This is a genomic window from Pseudomonas sp. LjRoot277 (genome assembly GCF_964253845.1).
Taxonomy (GTDB): Bacteria; Pseudomonadota; Gammaproteobacteria; order Pseudomonadales; family Pseudomonadaceae; genus Aquipseudomonas.
Map to the genome: position 1 here is coordinate 5,914,923 of NZ_CAXURI020000001.1, position 18,595 is coordinate 5,933,517.

14 protein-coding genes are annotated in these 18,595 nt (G+C 57.2%); 8 read left to right on the forward strand and 6 right to left on the reverse strand.

The window, feature by feature from the left end; all coding sequences use genetic code 11:
• Nucleotides 1–158 precede the first annotated feature (158 nt).
• The gene (locus ACSQ87_RS27575; RefSeq protein WP_436274794.1) at nucleotides 159–404 is read right to left on the reverse strand and encodes a hypothetical protein; all 246 of its coding nucleotides are present in this window, start codon (nucleotides 402–404) and stop codon (nucleotides 159–161) included.
• A 308-nt stretch (nucleotides 405–712) separates the two neighbouring features.
• Nucleotides 713–2,296, reverse strand: a complete 1,584-nt coding sequence (locus tag ACSQ87_RS27580; protein WP_056742891.1) for a peptide chain release factor 3 — start codon at nucleotides 2,294–2,296, stop codon at nucleotides 713–715.
• Nucleotides 2,297–2,659: 363 nt separating this feature from the next.
• Here ACSQ87_RS27580 and ACSQ87_RS27585 point away from each other — a divergent pair, with 363 nt between their 5' ends.
• From ACSQ87_RS27585 to ACSQ87_RS27605, 5 genes are all read left to right on the forward strand, one after another.
• Nucleotides 2,660–3,376 (forward strand): ABC transporter permease, encoded by a 717-nt coding sequence (locus tag ACSQ87_RS27585; RefSeq protein ID WP_008148956.1) that lies wholly within the window; start codon nucleotides 2,660–2,662, stop codon nucleotides 3,374–3,376.
• Between the two features lie 20 nt (nucleotides 3,377–3,396).
• On the forward strand, nucleotides 3,397–4,290 hold the full coding sequence (locus tag ACSQ87_RS27590) for a glycine betaine ABC transporter substrate-binding protein (RefSeq protein ID WP_436274795.1): 894 nt from the start codon (nucleotides 3,397–3,399) through the stop codon (nucleotides 4,288–4,290).
• A gap of 12 nt (nucleotides 4,291–4,302) precedes the next feature.
• Nucleotides 4,303–4,956: an ABC transporter permease gene (locus ACSQ87_RS27595; RefSeq protein WP_008148960.1), complete on the forward strand. Its 654-nt coding sequence runs from the start codon at nucleotides 4,303–4,305 to the stop codon at nucleotides 4,954–4,956.
• Nucleotides 4,953–6,110: an osmoprotectant ABC transporter ATP-binding protein OsmV gene (locus tag ACSQ87_RS27600; RefSeq protein WP_436274796.1), complete on the forward strand. Its 1,158-nt coding sequence runs from the start codon at nucleotides 4,953–4,955 to the stop codon at nucleotides 6,108–6,110. Before ACSQ87_RS27595 ends, ACSQ87_RS27600 begins: the two co-directional genes overlap by 4 nt.
• Nucleotides 6,111–6,566: 456 nt before the next feature.
• Nucleotides 6,567–7,730 (forward strand): type III PLP-dependent enzyme, encoded by a 1,164-nt coding sequence (locus tag ACSQ87_RS27605; protein WP_033058084.1) that lies wholly within the window; start codon nucleotides 6,567–6,569, stop codon nucleotides 7,728–7,730.
• Nucleotides 7,731–7,791: 61 nt separating this feature from the next.
• Here ACSQ87_RS27605 and ACSQ87_RS27610 read toward each other — a convergent pair whose 3' ends face one another.
• The 4 genes from ACSQ87_RS27610 to ACSQ87_RS27625 all read right to left on the reverse strand — a co-directional run bounded on the left by ACSQ87_RS27610 (nucleotide 7,792) and on the right by ACSQ87_RS27625 (nucleotide 12,671).
• Entirely contained in the window at nucleotides 7,792–8,685 is an 894-nt protein-coding gene (locus tag ACSQ87_RS27610) for a hypothetical protein (RefSeq protein ID WP_436274797.1), read from the reverse strand.
• A gap of 76 nt (nucleotides 8,686–8,761) precedes the next feature.
• Nucleotides 8,762–11,026: an alpha-xenorhabdolysin family binary toxin subunit A gene (locus ACSQ87_RS27615; protein WP_436274798.1), complete on the reverse strand. Its 2,265-nt coding sequence runs from the start codon at nucleotides 11,024–11,026 to the stop codon at nucleotides 8,762–8,764.
• A 212-nt stretch (nucleotides 11,027–11,238) separates the two neighbouring features.
• Nucleotides 11,239–11,994 carry a tetratricopeptide repeat protein gene (locus tag ACSQ87_RS27620; RefSeq protein ID WP_436274799.1) on the reverse strand — a complete coding sequence of 252 codons (756 nt, stop codon included), beginning with the start codon at nucleotides 11,992–11,994 and terminating at the stop codon, nucleotides 11,239–11,241.
• Complete coding sequence (locus ACSQ87_RS27625) at nucleotides 11,991–12,671, reverse strand: Fe2+-dependent dioxygenase (protein WP_223432286.1); 681 nt, start codon at nucleotides 12,669–12,671, stop codon at nucleotides 11,991–11,993. Before ACSQ87_RS27625 ends, ACSQ87_RS27620 begins: the two co-directional genes overlap by 4 nt.
• 206 nt (nucleotides 12,672–12,877) lie before the next feature.
• On the opposite strand from ACSQ87_RS27625, the gene ACSQ87_RS27630 reads away from it, so the two are divergent.
• The 3 genes from ACSQ87_RS27630 to ACSQ87_RS27640 all read left to right on the forward strand — a co-directional run bounded on the left by ACSQ87_RS27630 (nucleotide 12,878) and on the right by ACSQ87_RS27640 (nucleotide 18,534).
• On the forward strand, nucleotides 12,878–15,202 hold the full coding sequence (locus ACSQ87_RS27630; protein WP_436274800.1) for a TonB-dependent receptor: 2,325 nt from the start codon (nucleotides 12,878–12,880) through the stop codon (nucleotides 15,200–15,202).
• A gap of 132 nt (nucleotides 15,203–15,334) precedes the next feature.
• Nucleotides 15,335–17,863, forward strand: a complete 2,529-nt coding sequence (locus ACSQ87_RS27635; protein ID WP_436274801.1) for a PepSY domain-containing protein — start codon at nucleotides 15,335–15,337, stop codon at nucleotides 17,861–17,863.
• Nucleotides 17,864–18,099: 236 nt separating this feature from the next.
• A complete protein-coding gene (locus ACSQ87_RS27640) occupies nucleotides 18,100–18,534 on the forward strand; it encodes an endonuclease domain-containing protein (protein ID WP_223432289.1) in 435 nt (144 codons plus the stop codon).
• Nucleotides 18,535–18,595 lie beyond the last annotated feature (61 nt).

Here is an 18,595-nt window from a genome sequence, read left to right on the forward strand (position 1 = left end):
GAAAGCGGTGTGTCATTCAACAGTGATGTCGCCTGACACGGCCTCTTCGCGAGCAAGCCCGCTCCCACAGGGTTTGCGGCGTTCGTACTAGTTGACCACACCCCTTCTACCTGGGCTGCGCATCAGTCCGGCAGGAGGGGTTTTCTTTTGCCTGTCATTTAAGCCCCGGCTTCGTCGTCGCTGTCCGGTTCCTCGGTGGTCGAGTCGTCATCGTCCGCGCTGCCGCCCTGCCCCTGATCACCGGGCTCCGATTCGGATTTGGCGATCATCAGTTCGCCATGCCCACCCTGCCCGCTCGACGCCTGCGTCTCGTGATCCTCACACTCGGCCAACGCCGCCGCACTGCCGAGAGACAGCATCACCAACACCTTCAATAGCAATACAACGCGTAGCAACCTGTTCATAGCCGATTCCATCCTTTCGCAGGTGAAGCTTCAGTGCCTGACTGGCGCCAAGTGAAATTTAGTTCCGATCAGCCAGATTCTCCAGATAGGACGCTAACGAATAGACGGAATGCCGTTTGTGGGGAGATTGGTTTTGAATAGGGGTTATGCCGAAAAGATCAAAAGATCGCAGCCTACGGCAGCTCCTACATTGAAATGCGATCCCCCTGTAGGAGCTGTCGAGTGAAACGAGGCTGCGATCTTTTGATCTTCCATAAAAAAGGCGAAGCCCGAAAGCTTCGCCTTTGCTGTGACCGAACAGCTAACGTTTAGTGATGCTCACGCGTCGCACGGAATTTGACATCCGGCCAGCGCTCTTCCATCAGTGCCAGGTTGACCCGCGTCGGGGCCAGGTAGGTCAGGTGACCACCGCCGTCGATGGCGAGGTTTTCCACAGCCTTGACGCTGAACTCTTCGAGCTTCTTCTTATCGCTGCAATCGATCCAGCGCGCGGAATAAACGGTAATCGGCTCATAGGAGCACTCGACCTTGTATTCCTCTTTCAAACGGCTGGCGACCACATCGAACTGCAGCACACCGACGGCGCCGAGAATGATGTCGTTGCTGCGCGTCGGGAAGAACACTTGGGTCGCGCCCTCTTCCGCCAGTTGCTGCAGACCCTGACGCAGTTGCTTGGATTTCAGCGGATCACGCAGACGCACGCGACGGAACAGTTCCGGGGCGAAGTGCGGGATGCCGGTGAAGCCCAGGACTTCGCCTTCGGTGAAGGTGTCGCCGATCTGGATGGTGCCGTGGTTGTGCAGGCCGATGATGTCGCCGGCAAACGCTTCTTCCAGTTGCTCACGCTCGGAGGAGAAGAAGGTCAGCGCGTCGCCGATCCGCACGTCTTTGCCGGTGCGCACGTGGCGCATTTTCATGCCTTTTTCGTACTTGCCGGAGCAGATACGCATGAAGGCGATACGGTCGCGGTGTTTCGGGTCCATGTTCGCCTGGATCTTGAACACGAAGCCGGCGAATTTCTCTTCAACCGGTTCCACGGTTCGCTCGTTGGCGACACGGGCCAACGGTTTCGGCGCCCAGTTGACCACGGCGTCGAGCACGTGATCGACACCGAAGTTGCCCAATGCAGTACCGAAGAACACCGGGGTCAGTTGGCCGTCGAGGAATTCCTGTTGATTGAATTCGTGACAGGCGCCCTGCACCAGTTCCAGCTGATCGACGAAGCGATCGTACTCGTCGCCCAAGTGCGCGCGGGCTTCATCAGAGTCGAGTTTCTCGATGATTTTCACATCGGTGCGTTCGTGGCCGTGGCCAGCGGTGTACACGATGATGTAGTCGTCGGCGAGGTGATAAACGCCCTTGAAATCGCGGTAGCAACCGATCGGCCAGGTGATCGGCGCTGCCTTGATCTTCAGGACTGCTTCGATTTCGTCGAGCAGTTCGATCGGGTCGCGGATGTCACGGTCGAGTTTGTTGATGAAGCTGACGATCGGCGTGTCACGCAGACGGCAGACGTCCATCAGCGCGATGGTGCGTGGTTCTACACCCTTACCGCCATCGAGGACCATCAATGCCGAGTCAACCGCCGTCAGGGTGCGATAGGTATCTTCGGAGAAGTCTTCGTGGCCCGGGGTGTCGAGCAGGTTGATCATGTGGTCGCGATACGGGAACTGCATGACCGACGTGGTAATGGAAATACCCCGTTGTTTTTCCATTTCCATCCAGTCGGAGGTGGCATGGCGGTCGGACTTGCGAGATTTCACCGTGCCAGCAATCGCAATCGCCTTGCCCATCAGCAAGAGCTTCTCGGTGATGGTGGTTTTACCGGCATCGGGGTGGGAAATAATGGCGAAAGTGCGGCGTTTCGCGACTTCGGCGGCCTGTTTGGTCATGGGAAATCGCCTGGCAGGTGATTCAAAAAAGGGCGGCGAGTATAGCGCAAACCGACATCTACGGACCACCGTTCGCCCTGTCGCCAACGGCGATCGACGGGCCGGAAGGGACATCAAGGGTGGCTAAATGCTGTTAATTATGGAACCTTTTAAAAGGTGCAGACGTCCACTCCCCTGTTACGGCACTCGTACCAGGGGCTGAAAAATCAGCAAGTTGGCCTGACGAGGTTGCGCTTATGGCTCGATCTCATGCGGTTTTATCAGCATGAAGAGCTGCTTCTCGCGAACGTTGATAATCCCGGCAGCCAGGAATGGCATTGCCACTCGGGACTGCGTTCGCCGACAAAGAAAAGGAGTCCGCCTGTGGCTATTCGCTATGGCAAGGGGCTGATAGGAGGTGCGGTTGTCGTCGCTCTCCTGGCCCTGCTGGTCCACTGGATTGGCATCAACACGATCGAACATTACCGCGACGATTTGTTGTTTTACCTGCAAGCCCATTTGATTCTCGTCCTCGCTTCCATGCTGGCCGCCCTCGTTGTGGGCATACCCGCCGGTATCTTTCTCAGCCGCCCGACCATGGTGGGCCGCGCTGAACGCTTCATGCAGATCTTCAACATCGGCAACACCGTGCCGCCTCTTGCCGTACTGGCCATCGCCCTGGGTATCCTCGGCATCGGCAGCGGCCCCGCGATTTTCGCCCTGTTCCTCGCCTCGCTGTTGCCGATCGTGCGCAACACCTATGAAGGCCTGAAAAACGTTCAGGGTTCGCTCAAGGAAGCGGCCGTCGGCATCGGCATGACACCGACTCAGGTGCTGTGGCGGGTCGAACTGCCAAATGCCGTGCCGATCATCATCGGCGGCGTGCGCGTGGCGCTGGCAATCAACGTCGGCACCGCACCGCTGGCGTTCCTGATCGGCGCCAACAGTCTGGGTAGCCTGATTTTCCCTGGCATCGCCCTGAACAATCAGCCGCAACTGCTGCTCGGCGCGGCCTGCACCGCCCTGCTGGCCTTGCTGCTCGACGGTCTGGTGACACTCGCCAGCCGCCTCTGGCTCGAACGCGGCCTCCGCCCGTCTTAAGCCTCGGCAAAGGAATATTTATGAAAAAGCCAAGCCTATTACTGGGCTGCGTTCTGCTGTTCGCAGGATTTGCCCAAGCCGCCGAAAAACCGCTGATCCGCATTGGCGCCCGGGTGTTCACCGAACAAACCCTGCTGGCGGAAATCACCTCCCAATACCTGCGCACCAAGGGTTACGACACTCAGGTGACCGGTGGTCTGGGCAGCAACCTGGCCCGCAGCGCCCACGAAAGTGGTCAGCTCGACCTGATGTGGGAATATACCGGCGTGTCGCTGGTGGCTTACAACCATGTCACCGACAAGCTCGACAGCGCTCAGTCCTACGCCCGAGTGAAAGAACTCGACGCGAAAAAAGGCCTGATCTGGCTCACCCCGTCGAAATTCAGCAACACCTACGCGCTGGCCCTGCCAGAAAACACCGCGAAGGCGTATCCGCAGATCAACACCATCAGCGAGCTGAACACGGTGATGCAGGCTGAGGCGAAGACCAATCACCTCGTCGCCCTGGACACTGAGTTCGCCAACCGTTCCGACGGGCTGGACGGCATGGTCGACCTCTACGGCATGAACCTGACCCGCAAAAACATCCGGCAGATGGATGCTGGTTTGGTCTACACCGCCCTGCGTAATGGTCAGGTGTTTACCGGTCTGGTCTACACCACTGACGGCCGATTGAACGCCTTCAAGCTGAAACTGCTGGAAGACGACAAGCATTACTTCCCGGACTACACCGCTGCGCCGGTGGTGCGTCAGGTGTACCTCGACGCCCATCCGAAACTCGCCGAAGAACTCAAGCCGCTGGCTGAACTGTTCGACGACGCGACCATGCGCCAGCTCAACGCGCGGGTCGATGTCGATCACGAAAGCCCTTCATCCGTTGCCGCCGATTTCCTGCGCCAACACCCCATCAAATAAGGAGGAAAAGACATGGAATTTCTGAACGCCTTTTCCCATCTCGACTGGCCGCTGGTCCTGCAACTGACCGGGCAGCACATCACCCTCGTCGGTATTGCCGTGACCCTGGCAATCCTCGTCGGCGTGCCGCTGGGCATCCTGATGACGCGCTTCCCGACCCTCGCCGGCCCGTTGCAAGCCAGCGCCACGGTGCTGCTGACGGTTCCGTCGATTGCCCTGTTCGGCCTGCTGCTGCCGTTCTACTCCAAATTCGGCCAGGGCCTGGGCCCGATGCCGGCGATCACTGCGGTGTTTTTGTACTCGCTGCTGCCGATCATGCGTAACACCTACCTCGCCCTGACTGGCGTCGACCCCGGCATTCGCGAAGCCGCCCGCGGCATCGGCATGACCTTCGGCCAGCGCCTGCGCATGGTCGAACTGCCGATCGCGGTGCCGGTGATCCTCGCCGGTGTGCGCACCGCCGTGGTGATGAACATTGGTGTCATGACCATCGCCGCGACCATCGGCGCCGGTGGCCTCGGTGTACTCATTCTCGCTTCCATCAGCCGCAGCGACATGTCGATGCTGATCGTCGGCGCCGTGCTGGTCAGTCTCCTGGCCATCTTCGCCGACCTGCTTCTGCAATGGCTGCAACGCACGCTGACTCCAAAAGGACTCCTGAAATGATCGAACTTCAAAACCTCAGCAAGACCTTCCAAAGCAACGGCAAAGATGTGAAAGCCGTGGACTCGGTAAGCCTGACCGTCAATGAAGGCGAGATCTGTGTGTTCCTCGGGCCATCGGGCTGCGGCAAAAGCACCACGCTGAAAATGATCAATCGCCTGATCAAGCCGACCTCCGGCAAGATCCTGATCAACGGCGAAGACACCACCGACCTCGACGCCGTGACCCTGCGCCGCAACATCGGTTATGTGATCCAGCAGATTGGTCTGTTCCCGAACATGACCATCGAGGAAAACATCACCATCGTTCCGCGCCTGCTGGGTTGGGACAAACAGAAATGCCACGACCGCGCCCGCGAGTTGATGAGCATGATCAAGCTCGAACCCAAGCAGTATCTGACTCGCTACCCGCGTGAATTGTCCGGTGGACAACAGCAACGGATCGGCGTGATTCGTGCGCTGGCGGCGGATGCCCCGCTGTTGCTGATGGACGAACCGTTTGGCGCGGTCGACCCGATCAACCGCGAGATGATCCAGAACGAGTTCTTCGAGATGCAACGCGCGCTGAACAAGACCGTGATCATGGTCAGCCACGACATCGACGAAGCGATCAAGCTGGGCGACAAGATCGCAATCTTCCGCGCCGGCAAACTGCTGCAGATTGATCACCCGGACACACTGCTGGCGCACCCGGCGGATGACTTTGTCAGCAACTTCGTTGGCCAGGACAGCACCCTCAAGCGTCTGTTGCTGGTGAAAGCCGAGGACGCGGCGGACAACGCGCCGTCGGTGAGCCCGGAAACGCCAGTGGCCGATGCGCTGGAATTGATGGACGAACACGACCGTCGCTACGTGGTGGTTACCTGCGCCGAGAACAAGGCCTTGGGCTACGTGCGCCGTCGCGACCTGCACCGTCAGACCGGCACCTGTGCGCAATACCTGCGCGAGTTCAACGCCACCGCGGCGTACGACGAACATTTGCGCATCCTGCTGTCGCGCATGTACGAATTCAACCGTTCGTGGCTGCCGGTGATGGATGCGGAGCGGGTGTTCCTTGGGGAAGTGACGCAGGAATCGATTGCCGAGTATTTGAGTTCCGGCAAGTCCCGCGGCGGCAAGACCAGCATTGTTTCTCCAGCCGAAACTGCGTTGGCCTGACCTGCCCCTGTGGCGAGGGAGCTTGCTCCCGCTCGGTTGCGAAGCAGCCGCAAAATCTGGGGCCGCTACGCAGCCCAGCGGGAGCAAGCTCCCTCGCCACAAAGGCAATACAAATCCCTCCATAAATCCTCATTCGGGGAACATCACACTGTCATGCAGGTCGGTTACATCAGTAGCTGTCCAGGACCGCACGACGGATGCGTGTAAAAACGCGACATTTTTTGTTGATCTCAAGCTCCTCACGCCCTAAAGTTCGCGCCGAACGTCCATGCTGGAAACGATCCATCCGGCTCAAGTACTGACGACGAGACAGCAAGGCCAAGGGAAAGCACCGCTTCCCATGGCCTTTTTGCTTTCGGCGACATGCCTTGGGAAGTAGGCGAACCAAAGTGGGGATACGGAGGACGTTCATTTGCACCCATTGTTAATTTCAGTTTGCCAGTAGGAGTTCCCAGCATGTCGATCAACGTCGAAGACTATTTCGCGCGCGATACCTTCAACAAAATGAAGGCCTTCGCCGACAAACAAGAAACCCCGTTCGTGGTGATCGACACCGCGATGATCAGCCAGGCCTATGACGACCTGCGCGCCGGTTTCGAATTCGCCAAGGTCTACTACGCGGTCAAGGCCAACCCGGCCGTCGAAATCATCGACCTGCTCAAAGAGAAAGGTTCGAACTTCGACATCGCTTCGATCTACGAGCTCGACAAAGTGATGAACCAGGGCGTCGGCCCCGATCGCATCAGCTACGGCAACACCATCAAGAAATCCAAAGACATTCGCTACTTCTACGAGAAGGGCGTGCGCCTGTATGCCACCGACTCCGAAGCCGACCTGCGCAACATCGCCAAGGCTGCACCGGGTTCGAAAGTCTACGTGCGCATCCTCACCGAAGGCTCGACCACTGCCGACTGGCCTTTGTCGCGCAAATTCGGCTGCCAGACCGACATGGCCATGGACCTGCTGATCCTCGCTCGCGACCTGGGCCTGGTGCCATACGGCATCTCGTTCCACGTCGGCTCGCAACAGCGCGACATCAGCGTCTGGGACGCGGCGATCGCCAAGGTCAAAGTGATCTTCGAACGCCTGAAAGAAGAAGACGGCATTCACCTGAAGCTGATCAACATGGGCGGCGGCTTCCCGGCCAACTACATCACCCGCACCAACAGCCTGGAAACCTACGCTGAAGAAATCATCCGTTTCCTCAAGGAAGACTTCGGTGACGAACTGCCGGAAATCATCCTGGAACCAGGCCGTTCGTTGATCGCCAACGCCGGCATCCTGGTCAGCGAAGTGGTGCTGGTAGCGCGTAAATCCCGTACCGCGGTAGAGCGATGGGTGTACACGGATGTGGGCAAGTTCTCCGGCCTGATCGAAACCATGGACGAAGCCATCAAGTTCCCGATCTGGACCGAGAAGAAAGGCGAGATGGAAGAAGTGGTCATCGCCGGCCCGACCTGCGACAGCGCCGACATCATGTACGAGAACTACAAGTACGGTTTGCCGCTGAACCTGGCGATTGGTGATCGTTTGTACTGGTTGTCGACCGGTGCGTACACCACCAGTTACAGCGCGGTAGAGTTCAATGGCTTTCCACCGTTGAAGTCGTTTTACGTGTAACTGACACTTCGAGTTTCAAGCGCCCAATGAAAAACCCATGACAGTGTCATGGGTTTTTTTATTAGAAGACACTGGCCATTTTCAACAGTTGGTCAGACATGGATTTAACATCCCCCAGTGAGCCGGTAATCATCGGCAAAGAGGCCTTGGCACGCATCATCGTTTGTTGAGGATAATGAGTTGCCAGCGACCGTTTGGTTTCATCGAGCATGTAGGTCCAGCGGTAACAGAAATCACCGAGGTTACAGGCGGCGACACTGGCTTGCCGGTAAAGATCGCCAAGACGTCCCATATGCGCTCGGGACATCTCTTGCCGTTGCGTTTGCGAGTACGGCTGGCCAGGATCGTAATCCATGCCCGGCAACCCAATTCGACCCAAGGTGTAATAGGCTTCAATCTTGGACATCGGACCTTCGGTACTTAACGGCAATGTCAGCGATTCGATGAAGCGAATAAAAATGCTGTGGATCGACACCGCAAGTTTAGTTACCTGCAACTTGAAGTCCGTCACTGCATATTGGCAACGTTCGAGCCGCGCATAGAGTTCGCGCATCACATCAATCACATTGGCACAGGGTGCATTGCCCCAACCGGCAGATCTGACAACGGTGAACTGTTGCGGATCAATCACCGAAATCGCCAAACGCCGATTCTCGGTAACGCTGACAATCGCCTGAAACTCGCGGATAAAACCGCTCACATCCTGCAGTACCCGAGTCGACACTTTACCAAGACAAGGTACGGTAATACCGATCGCTTGCCAGCAGACCGCGTTGCCACGCGCAACTTGAATCAATGCCTGAGAATCGGGCCGAGGCAATAAGGTATATCCGGATCGGGCGATAGAATCTGAGAACCGGTTGATTTCCCCAAGTGCGCCAGGCAAGTCGTTCAAAAAAACAATGTATTGCTTCAACGAGGCAAAATTCTTTTCTGCCAATAAATAATCCAGCATCAGTCTCTCCTTGGCCTGACAAAACCTCGACTGCCAGCGTCAAAATTGCCGCTGGCAGTCCGTGGTCATCCGTTTGTCAGCGCCTTGGCACCGACACGGGCGCGAGGAACTTGATAAACAGCGGTGCCTGCACCTTGAATGCATTGTCCAGCGCTTCGACATCGGCAAATTGCGCTGCGGCGGTGGCCGTCAGAAAATGCCGATAAGCTGCCGCAGCACCGCTATAGACAGTGGCGTATTCATGTCGCGAGTCCTCTATCGAAAGAATCGCCTGCAAGTATTTAGTCCTGCCGAGTGATGCCTGAATAATTGAATTCTCGACATCGATCTTCTCGATCAGGGCATCAATCTTCAGCTTCAGCTTGTCACTCTCGCGAAGCATGTCGATAAAAGCAATTGTCTTGCCGGCGTCGATTAATGTTTTTTTAAGTTGGTCGATCGCCATCATCACCAGTTGAATTTCTGTAGGAGCCAGGCCCAACTGAGTGACCTTGGCAAGGGTCAGTTCAATGTCTTTGCCAAGTGCTTCAATGCCTGCCTTTTCCAGGGTAGCGACGGCTTCAGAGATCGTTTTGCGCTCATCCCTGAACGCCTGCAACTTCAATTGCAGATCACTGATTTCATCTTTGGCCATTTGCTCTTCGTGCGCAAAATCAACCAGGTAAGTCTGGACCAGGCGTCGATCGAACGAATCGCTGATATTCGCCAGGCATTGGTCAATTTTGGACGACTTCTCCTTGATTACATCGGCTGCCTGCTTCAAGAGTCGCTTACGATCGCCATCGATTTCTTCGATAACTAGCGGGTCAGCCTCGCTCAGTCGTTCTTTTTCGAGGTCTTCAAGACCGCGCTGAATGATTTCGAGTTCGTACTTGCTGGTCTGAGCGGCGCCTTGTAACTCGTTGCTTCCCCGACCGACCTCTCTGACAACGCTGTCGAAGCGGCTGAACAAGTCCGGCAAATAACCAAGCTTGACCTGCCAGGTATTGGCCTGAATGCGCGCATTACGCATGTGTTCGTGATGGGTACTTAATGCCGCCAAATCCAGCGGCGGATAGGCCGAATTAAATAGGCTTACAATATTCATCGAACGTACTCCCAACAAGTTATTGCGCGAAAACTCTTCCTGAGCCTCCTTGAACACCAGAATAAGAGCGTCGGCATCGGTCTCGATTTTTCTCCATGGATTAACGACCAGCCTGAATTGCGCGATGAACTGTCGCAGCGACAACGCATCGTTGATGGTAGCGATAGCTTTGGAAGAGTTTGCGACAGCATCGTGCAAGACGTTCCAGGTATAGATAAGGTTTTTTGTCGCGATTTCGGCATCGATTGCCACGATTTCAAGACTCTGCAAGTCGTGCTTTACACGCGCCAGAGAACCCAAGGTCTGATTCATGCTGTCCAGCTTCAGAATGTCGCGATCCTGTTGGGCATACAGTTCGTTACGCGCTGCACGAATGTTTTCAGCTTCGACGCCCATATAGATAGCCATCGCCAACCCGACAATGTTCATACCAGCCGCGGCTTTCAATGCCTCCTGAACGGCCGCTTTGTACTCAGTATTCTTTAGTTCAATCTCGGCGGAACGATCATCAATTTTCACTTGGAGATTTTTTATTTCTGCCGACAAGGTATTATTTTTTATCAAATCAACCTTGTATTGGATGCCAGGCAGAATGTATTCCTGAAGATCCACACCAAACGCATCGAGGTCTTTCTTGATGCCGCGAGTAATATTTAAGTTCTTATCAACTTCTTCAAATATCCTGTCGAGAAAATAACCCAAATCACTCAGCGTATCGCTTTCCAGTTGCAGACCTGGAAACTTGTCACCCAACGCGGCCTCCAGCGCTCTTAGTTGTTCAACCGTTTTAATGTCGTGCAGGTCCAGCAGATTGCCAGCCCTTACGTCGGAGTAGACTTCTTCCATCGATGCACCATACGTCAGCATGCTCGTTGCGAAGTTACTGAGGCCGCGGCCCGTCATCATGATGCGTTCGCGCAAGTCCGTCCAACGCGAGGCATGGTTGTGAGTATTGAGAAAAGTGGTCAGGAAGTCTTCGGGGTAAAGGCCCGGGCCACCATTCTGACCGACACCGAAACGCAGATAGTCAGTAACGTCTTTCAAAGTGCGAGGAAGCCTGAAAGCGGCAGCCTGATACTTGTGCAGATCGATGATTTGTTTTTTAGTCAGCAACAATCCCGTGGCACGTACATCGCTATTGAAGTCCGAAGCGGATGCACTGATTAACCGCGCCGGAGCTTCAGCGGCGTACTGCAATATTTGCTCGGGAGAAGCGTTTTTCAGAGCGTCATCCCACAACTTATTACCAGACATAATTATTCCTTTAATTAGTCAACACACAACTAGATATTTAATAACGTGATTTGCAGAGCCGGAACATTACAACCATTCAAACTGCGCACTGGAAATAAAACACAATGCAGCGCCGCTGCAAAGTGCAAACTTACGAGGATATGTTTATAAAAAATACCAACGCCTGGCGAGCAAGCAACTAATCCACTCGCGTGACAAGCCGACGGCGAACTTCAAATGTTTACTTGGTTGGCTGCCCGTGCGCGATATTCCACGGCCATTGCTTGCACTTGCGCGTGGGGCACGTTCGACAGTGTCTGCGCCGCGATACTTAAAAAAGCCGAATGCCCCGCGTGCATTGCCCGGCGATACCAGACCAGCGCTTCTTCGATGTGCGAGAGTTCCACCAGAACACTGGCATAACTGAACTGCCCACGAAAATCACCGCCCAGCGCCGAACGTCGATACCAATCAAACGCCGTCACAGGATCAGCAGGACAAAAATGGCCTTGCTCCAGATATCGTCCCAGCAAGTTCATCGATTTCGCATGGCCCAGTTCCGCTGCCCGGCGATAAAGAATCAACGCGTGCGCCTGATCTTCAATAACGCCGCGCCCGGTGGCCAACAGGTTGGCGTAGTTGTACATCGCCCAATCCAGGCCGGCGTCGGCGGCCAAGCGATAATGCCCCGCAGCAACTGAAGCATCGGCAACGCAACCCCAACCATGCTCATGGCAACGACCGAGCATGTTGCGCGCCATCGAGTGCCCGCCCTGGGCGGCGATCTCGAACCAGCGCACGGCCAGCCGCTGGTCCTGCTGGATGCCCTGCCCATCCAGCAGAATCTGCCCGAGCAAGGCCTGAGCATCGAGTACACCTTCGCGGGCGGCGATCAGAATCGCCTGTGCCGCGCGCGCCGGGCTTTCGTCGAGCATGGCTTTGAGACGATCACCGTCGAGCACTTCCTCACGGCGCAGTTGATAACTCATACCTCGACCCAGCGACGCAACAGGTTGTGATAAGTGCCGGTGAGGCGAATCAGCGAAGGGTGGTCGGGCATGTCCTGGGTCAACTGCTGGATCGCCCCGTCCATCTCGAACAGCAAGGCGCGCTGACTGTCTTCGCGGACCAGGCTTTGAGTCCAGAAGAACGAGGCGTAGCGAGTGCCGCGCGTCACGGCGTTGACCTTGTGCAGGCTGGTGCCGGGGTATAGAACCATGTCACCGGCCGGCAACTTCACCCGTTGGGTGCCGAAGGTGTCCTGGATTTCCAGTTCGCCGCCGTCGTAGTCATCCGGTTCGCTGAAGAACAGAGTGGCCGACAAATCGGTGCGCACCCGCTCAATGCTGCCCTTGGGCTGGCGCACGGCGTTGTCGATGTGAAAGTCGAAACTGCCGCCGGCCGTGTAACAGTTCAGTAACGGAGGAAAGACCTTGTGCGGCAACGCGGCTGACATGAACTGCGGATTTTTCCACAGCCGTTCCAGCATCGCCGCACCGACTTCCTTGGCCAGCGGATGACCTTCCGGCAGCTGCAGATTGTGCTTGGCTTTGGCCGACTGGTAGCCGGCGGTGATTTTGCCGTCCGCCCAATCTGCCTGCTGCAGAGCCTCGCGGATGCGCTGCACTTCTTCTTTCGCGAACACGCCGGGAATGTGCAGCAGCATGGGATGACACCTGAAGACAAAGAGACGTCAATGGTATTGATTCTTATTGCCCGTGTAAAACCCCCGGGACGAACGAGACGCCAAAAACCGTAAGGGTAAATTGTAAAGAATGTAAATTTGTCGCGAATAGTAACGTTTCGCAATTGATACAAATACCTGTTTACCCTATATTCCGCGGCCTCAAATCCTTGGGGAGGGGAATTCAAATGTCACGTCAACAACCACAAGTACCGGTCAGTTCACCACGTTTGCTCGCATCGGCCATCGGCATGGCGATTACTGCCGGTTCTGCGGGCCACATGGTTTTCGCGGCGGAAAAAGCTGACGAAAAAGCACCGAGTAATGTGATTTCTCTGGGCGCTACCGCCATCACTGGCGAGGCTCAGGACGAGACTTCCTACCACGTCGAAAAAGCCTCCTCGCCCAAGTACACCGCGCCGCTTGTGGACACGCCGCGTTCGATCACCGTCATCCCGCAACAAGTGCTCAAGGACACTGGCGCCCTCAACATGCAGGACGCGCTGCGCACTGTTCCAGGCATCACCTTCGGTGCCGGTGAAGGCGGCAACCCGCAAGGTGACCGGCCATTCATTCGCGGCTTCGATGCCCAGGGCGATACGTATCTGGACGGCGTGCGCGATACCGGTTCGCAGAGCCGCGAGATCTTCGCCGTTGAGTCGATCGAAGTCAGCAAAGGCCCGAATTCGGCCATGGGCGGCCGTGGCGCTGCCGGTGGCAGCATCAACCTGGTGAGCAAAAAGGCGCACCTTGGCAATTCGCTCGATGGCGGTTTCACCTGGGGTTCCGACCAGACCCAGCGTTACACCATGGATGGCAACTATCAGTTCACCGACACCGCCGCTGGCCGTCTGAACCTGATGAGCCACGAAAGCAACGTCGCTGGCCGTGACACTGTCGATTACGATCGCTGGGGCATCGCACCGTCGCTGGCCTTCGGCCTGGGCACCGACACTCGCGTCAACTTTGACTACTACCACCTGGAAAGCAACGACACGCCAGATTCCGGCATTCCATACAGCATTCCGGTCGCGGGTTCGACGGCTCGCACCAAGTCCAACCCGGACAAGCCTGACGATGGCGGCGACAGCAACAACTTCTACGGTCTCGACGGCCGCGACTTCCGCAAGGGCCGCACCGACACCGCAACCATCGCCATCGAGCACGATCTGAGCGACGCGCTGACCGTCAAGAACACCCTGCGCCACGGCACCAGCATGCAGGACTACATCCTGACCCAGCCGGACGACAGCAAGGGCAACGTCAACAACGGCAGCGTCTGGCGTCGGGCCAATACTCGGGTCAGCAACACCGAAACCACCACTAACCAGACTGATCTGTTTGGCGACGTCTACATCGCCGGATTCAAAAACAGCTTCTCTACCGGTATCGAGTTGAGCCGCGAGGAAAGCGAAAAGTCCTCGTATAACGTCAACACCGACACCACCCCGAGAACGACCGCTCCTCCTGCGAGCACCAACTGCACACCGGCGATGATTGGCGCACCGAGCGGTTACAACTGTACCTCGCTGTCCAACCCGAACCCGAACGACCCATGGAACGGTGCAATCTCACGTAACTACGCTGGCACCGACACCAAAGCCAACACCTATTCGCTGTATGTGTTCGACACGCTGGAGTTGTCCGAGCAATGGCTGGTGAACATGGGCCTGCGTTATGACCATTTCGACACCGAATACAAAACCTTCAACGCTGCCGGCACGACGACCTCCAAAGGCGACGACACGAGCGAGTTCGTTACCGGGCAGTTCGGCGTGGTCTACAAGCCCGCAGAAAATGGCAGCATCTATGCGTCCTACGCGACGTCCGCCACGCCACCGGGCAACACCTTGGGCGAAGGTCAGGAAGGCAACCCGCTGGGAGGTACGCCGGATCGAAACGGCAACCTGCTCAAAAGCGACATGGAGCCGGAAACCACCAAGAACTACGAAATCGGTACCAAGTGGGACCTGCTGAACGATCGCCTGTCGTTGACCGCCGACATCTTCCGCACCGAGAAAGAAAACGCTCGCGTTCAAGTCGACACAACCGCCTATGAAAACGCCGGCAAAACCCGCGTTCAAGGTATCGAACTGTCGGCCAGTGGCAAGATCACCGACAAATGGCAAGTGTTCGCCGGTTACGCATACATGGACAGCGAGCAGATCGATGGCGGCCCGCTGAACCGCGCCACCGAAGGCAACGAGCTGCCTAACACACCGAAAAACAGTGCCAGCTTGTGGACGACTTATCAGGTCACGCCGAAGCTGACCATCGGTGGCGGTGCGTTTTATGTCGATGATGTGTTCGGCAGCGTGGCCAACACCACCATGGTTGATTCCTACGTTCGTTACGACGCCATGGCCGCGTACAAGCTGAGCAAAAACGTCGACCTGCAACTGAACGTGCAGAACCTGACGGATGAAACCTACTACGACAAAGCTTTCTCGACCCACTTCGCCAACCAGGCGGCGGGGCGTACAGCATTGCTGAGCACCAACTTCCACTTCTGATAGAAGCGTGAAGACCAAGGCCCCGTTCATCCAGGTGAACGGGGCTTTTGTGCGTAAGAAAGAATGTTTCTCGACAACCCACGGCATAATGCGCGCCGTGATAACTATTTTCGAACGAACAAGGCGAGCGACGTGTTGAAGAAAACCCTGTTCCAGTTGCACTGGTTTTTCGGCATCAGCGCCGGACTGGTCCTGGCCCTGATGGGCATCACCGGGGCGACGGTATCGTTTCAGGATGAAATCCTGCGCGCGCTGAACCCTTCTGTACTGCAGGTCGAGAAGCAGGTCGCCGGCGTCCTGCCGCCCGCCGAACTGGTTGAGAAAATCGAGGGCGCCTCGGGCAAGAAAGTCGCGATGCTCTGGGTCGAGACCGACAGCGGTAACGCCGCGCGCGTGATCTTTACTCCGCCACCGGGCGAGCGCCGTGGGCAGATGCGCTACTTCGACCCGTACACCGCCGAGTTCATGGGCGACGCCACCGGCCAGGATTTCTTCGGCCTGATGCTGCAACTGCACCGCTTCCTCGCCATGGGCGATAGCGGTCGGCAGATCACCGGTGCCTGTACGCTGATTCTGGTGTTCTTCTGCCTGTCCGGTCTTTACCTGCGCTGGCCGCGCCAGTGGAAAAGCTGGCGCGCCTGGCTGACCCTCGACTGGAAGAAAAAAGGCCGCAGCTTCAACTGGGATTTGCACTCCGTCGCCGGTACCTGGTGCCTGGTGTTTTACCTCCTGGCAGCGCTCACCGGGTTGTCCTGGTCCTATGAGTGGTACAACAAGGGCCTGACCCGATTGCTTTCCGACTCACCACAGAACGAGCGCGTCCGCAGCGGTCGCGGACCTGCGCCAAGCGGCCCGGCACCCACCGCCGACTATGCAGCGATGTGGAGCAGCATCTACAGCGCTGCCGGCCCGGCACTGAGTGCCTACAACATCCGCATGCCGCCCGTGGCCGGACAACCGGCCACCGTGTTCTACCTCTTGAACACCTCACCCCACGACCGCGCGCTGAACCAGATCTCGCTGGATCCGGCCACCGGCATCGTCAAGCGCCATGATCGCTACAGCGACAAGAGCCTCAAGGCGCAGTTGCTGACCAGTATCTATGCGCTGCATGTCGGCAGCTATTTCGGCATTGTCGGGCGGATCATCCTGACGATCAGTGCGCTGACGATGCCGCTGTTTTTCGTCACCGGTTGGTTGTTGTACCTCGATCGTCGACGCAAGAAAAAGCAGATCAAGGATGCCCGCAAAGGCCTCGCACAACCGGGTAGCGACGCGCCTGCGTGGTTGATCGGCTTCGCCAGCCAGAGCGGCTTTGCCGAGCAACTGGCGTGGCAGACCGCCGGGCAATTGCAGGCTGCGGGCCTGCCGGTGAAGGTTCAGCCGCTGGCAGACGTCAGCGAGCAAGACTTGCGTGATTCCAGCAATGCGTTGTTCGTGGTCAGCACCTTCGGCGACGGTGAAGCGCCGGACAGCGCCCGGGGGTTTGAGCGCAAAGTGCTGGGCCGGACGTTGAGCCTGGAACGCCTGAACTACGCCGTGCTCGGCCTTGGCGATCGGCAGTATCAACATTTCTGCGGTTTCGCTCGACGCTTGCACACGTGGCTGGGCGAGCACGGCGGCAAGACCCTGTTCGCCCCGGTGGAGGTCGACAGCGGCGATCCTTACGCCTTGCGTCACTGGCAGCAGCAACTGGGTCTGCTGACCGGACAGGCGCCCGTGGACACCTGGCAAGCGCCAAGCTACGACAACTGGAACCTGACCCGCCGGGAGTTGCTCAACCCTGACAGCACGGGTTCTGGTGTGTACTTGCTGGGCCTCACCGCCCCCACCACTAGCAGTTGGCTGGCCGGTGACCTAGTGGAAGTGTTGCCGCGCAATTGTCCGTGGGCGATCGAACATTTCCTCGATGGACTGGGCATTGACGGTCGGGCCACGGTTGCGCTCGGTGGCCTGTCACAACCGCTGGAACAAGCCCTCGCCAGTCGACAACTGCCAGAAAACAGAACTCACCTGGTCGGCCTGCATGCCCAGGCGCTGGTGAATGCGCTGGTGCCCTTGGCCATGCGCGAATACTCCATCGCCTCGATCGCCTCCGATGGCATCCTCGAACTGATCGTGCGCCAGGAACTGCATCCCGACGGCAGCCTGGGCGTCGGCTCCGGCTGGCTGACCGAACACGCCCCGGTGGGCGGCACCATCAGCTTGCGCGTACGACGCAACAGCGGTTTCCACCTGCCGACCGAGCCGGTGCCGATGATCTTGCTGGGCAACGGCACCGGCCTGGCCGGGCTGCGCAGCTTGCTCAAGGCGCGGATCGCCGATGGGCAGCAACGTCATTGGTTGTTGTTCGGCGAACGCAATCGCGAGCATGACTATCTGTGTCGCGATGAGCTGGAAGAATGGTTGATTTCGGGGGATCTGGAGCGGCTGGACCTGGCGTTTTCCCGAGACCAGGCCGAGAAGATTTATGTACAGGATCTACTGCGTGAGTCGGCGGACGAGCTGAAAAAATGGCTGGCCGAGGGTGCGGTCATTTACATCTGCGGCAGTTTGCAAGGGATGGCTTCAGGCGTGGATCACGTACTGAACGAAGTACTCGGGATTGCAGAGGTTGACCGGTTGATCGAGCAAGGTCGGTATCGGCGTGACGTCTACTGAAAGAGCCCCTCACCCTAGCCCTCTCCCCAAGGGGCGAGGGGACTGACCGTGGATTTCTTTAGAAATTTTGCGACCTGAAATACCGAGTCGAACTCAGGTTTGGATACGATGAAGATCGGCTCCCTTTCGCCCTCTCCCCCATGGGGAGAGGGCTGGGGTGAGGGGTGGCTCTACAGGCAAATGACAAAACCTCGGCTACAGTAAAACCTCTATCCCCCTTCACACGGACGTGAAGCATGCCCACCCGCCCCACCTCCAACCAACGCCAATTCGCCCGCTATCTGCGCACCAATCAAACTGACTGCGAACTCCTGCTCTGGCAAAAACTTCGTTCTCGGCAAATCGCCAATCTGAAATTCCGTCGGCAGTTTCCATGCCCGCCGTACATCCTGGACTTTTATTGCGTGGAACTGAAGTTGGCCATCGAACTGGATGGTGGTCAGCATTACGAGACAGCGGCAAAAATACATGACCGGCGTCGAACGCTTTACCTTCAGCTGCAAGGTATTGAGGTTGTGCGGTTTAGCAATCTAGAGGTTATTGAGCGGATGAGTGATGTACTTGAGCAGATCCTGAGACTTGCGGCGAATCGAACATCGCCCCCTCACCCTAGCCCTCTCCCAGAGGGAGAGGGGACTGACCGAGGTGTCTCACGTTATACATCGACCTGAAAAATCGAGTCGAACTCAGGTTTCGAATCCAATGGAGATGGGCCCCCTTTCCCCCTCTCCC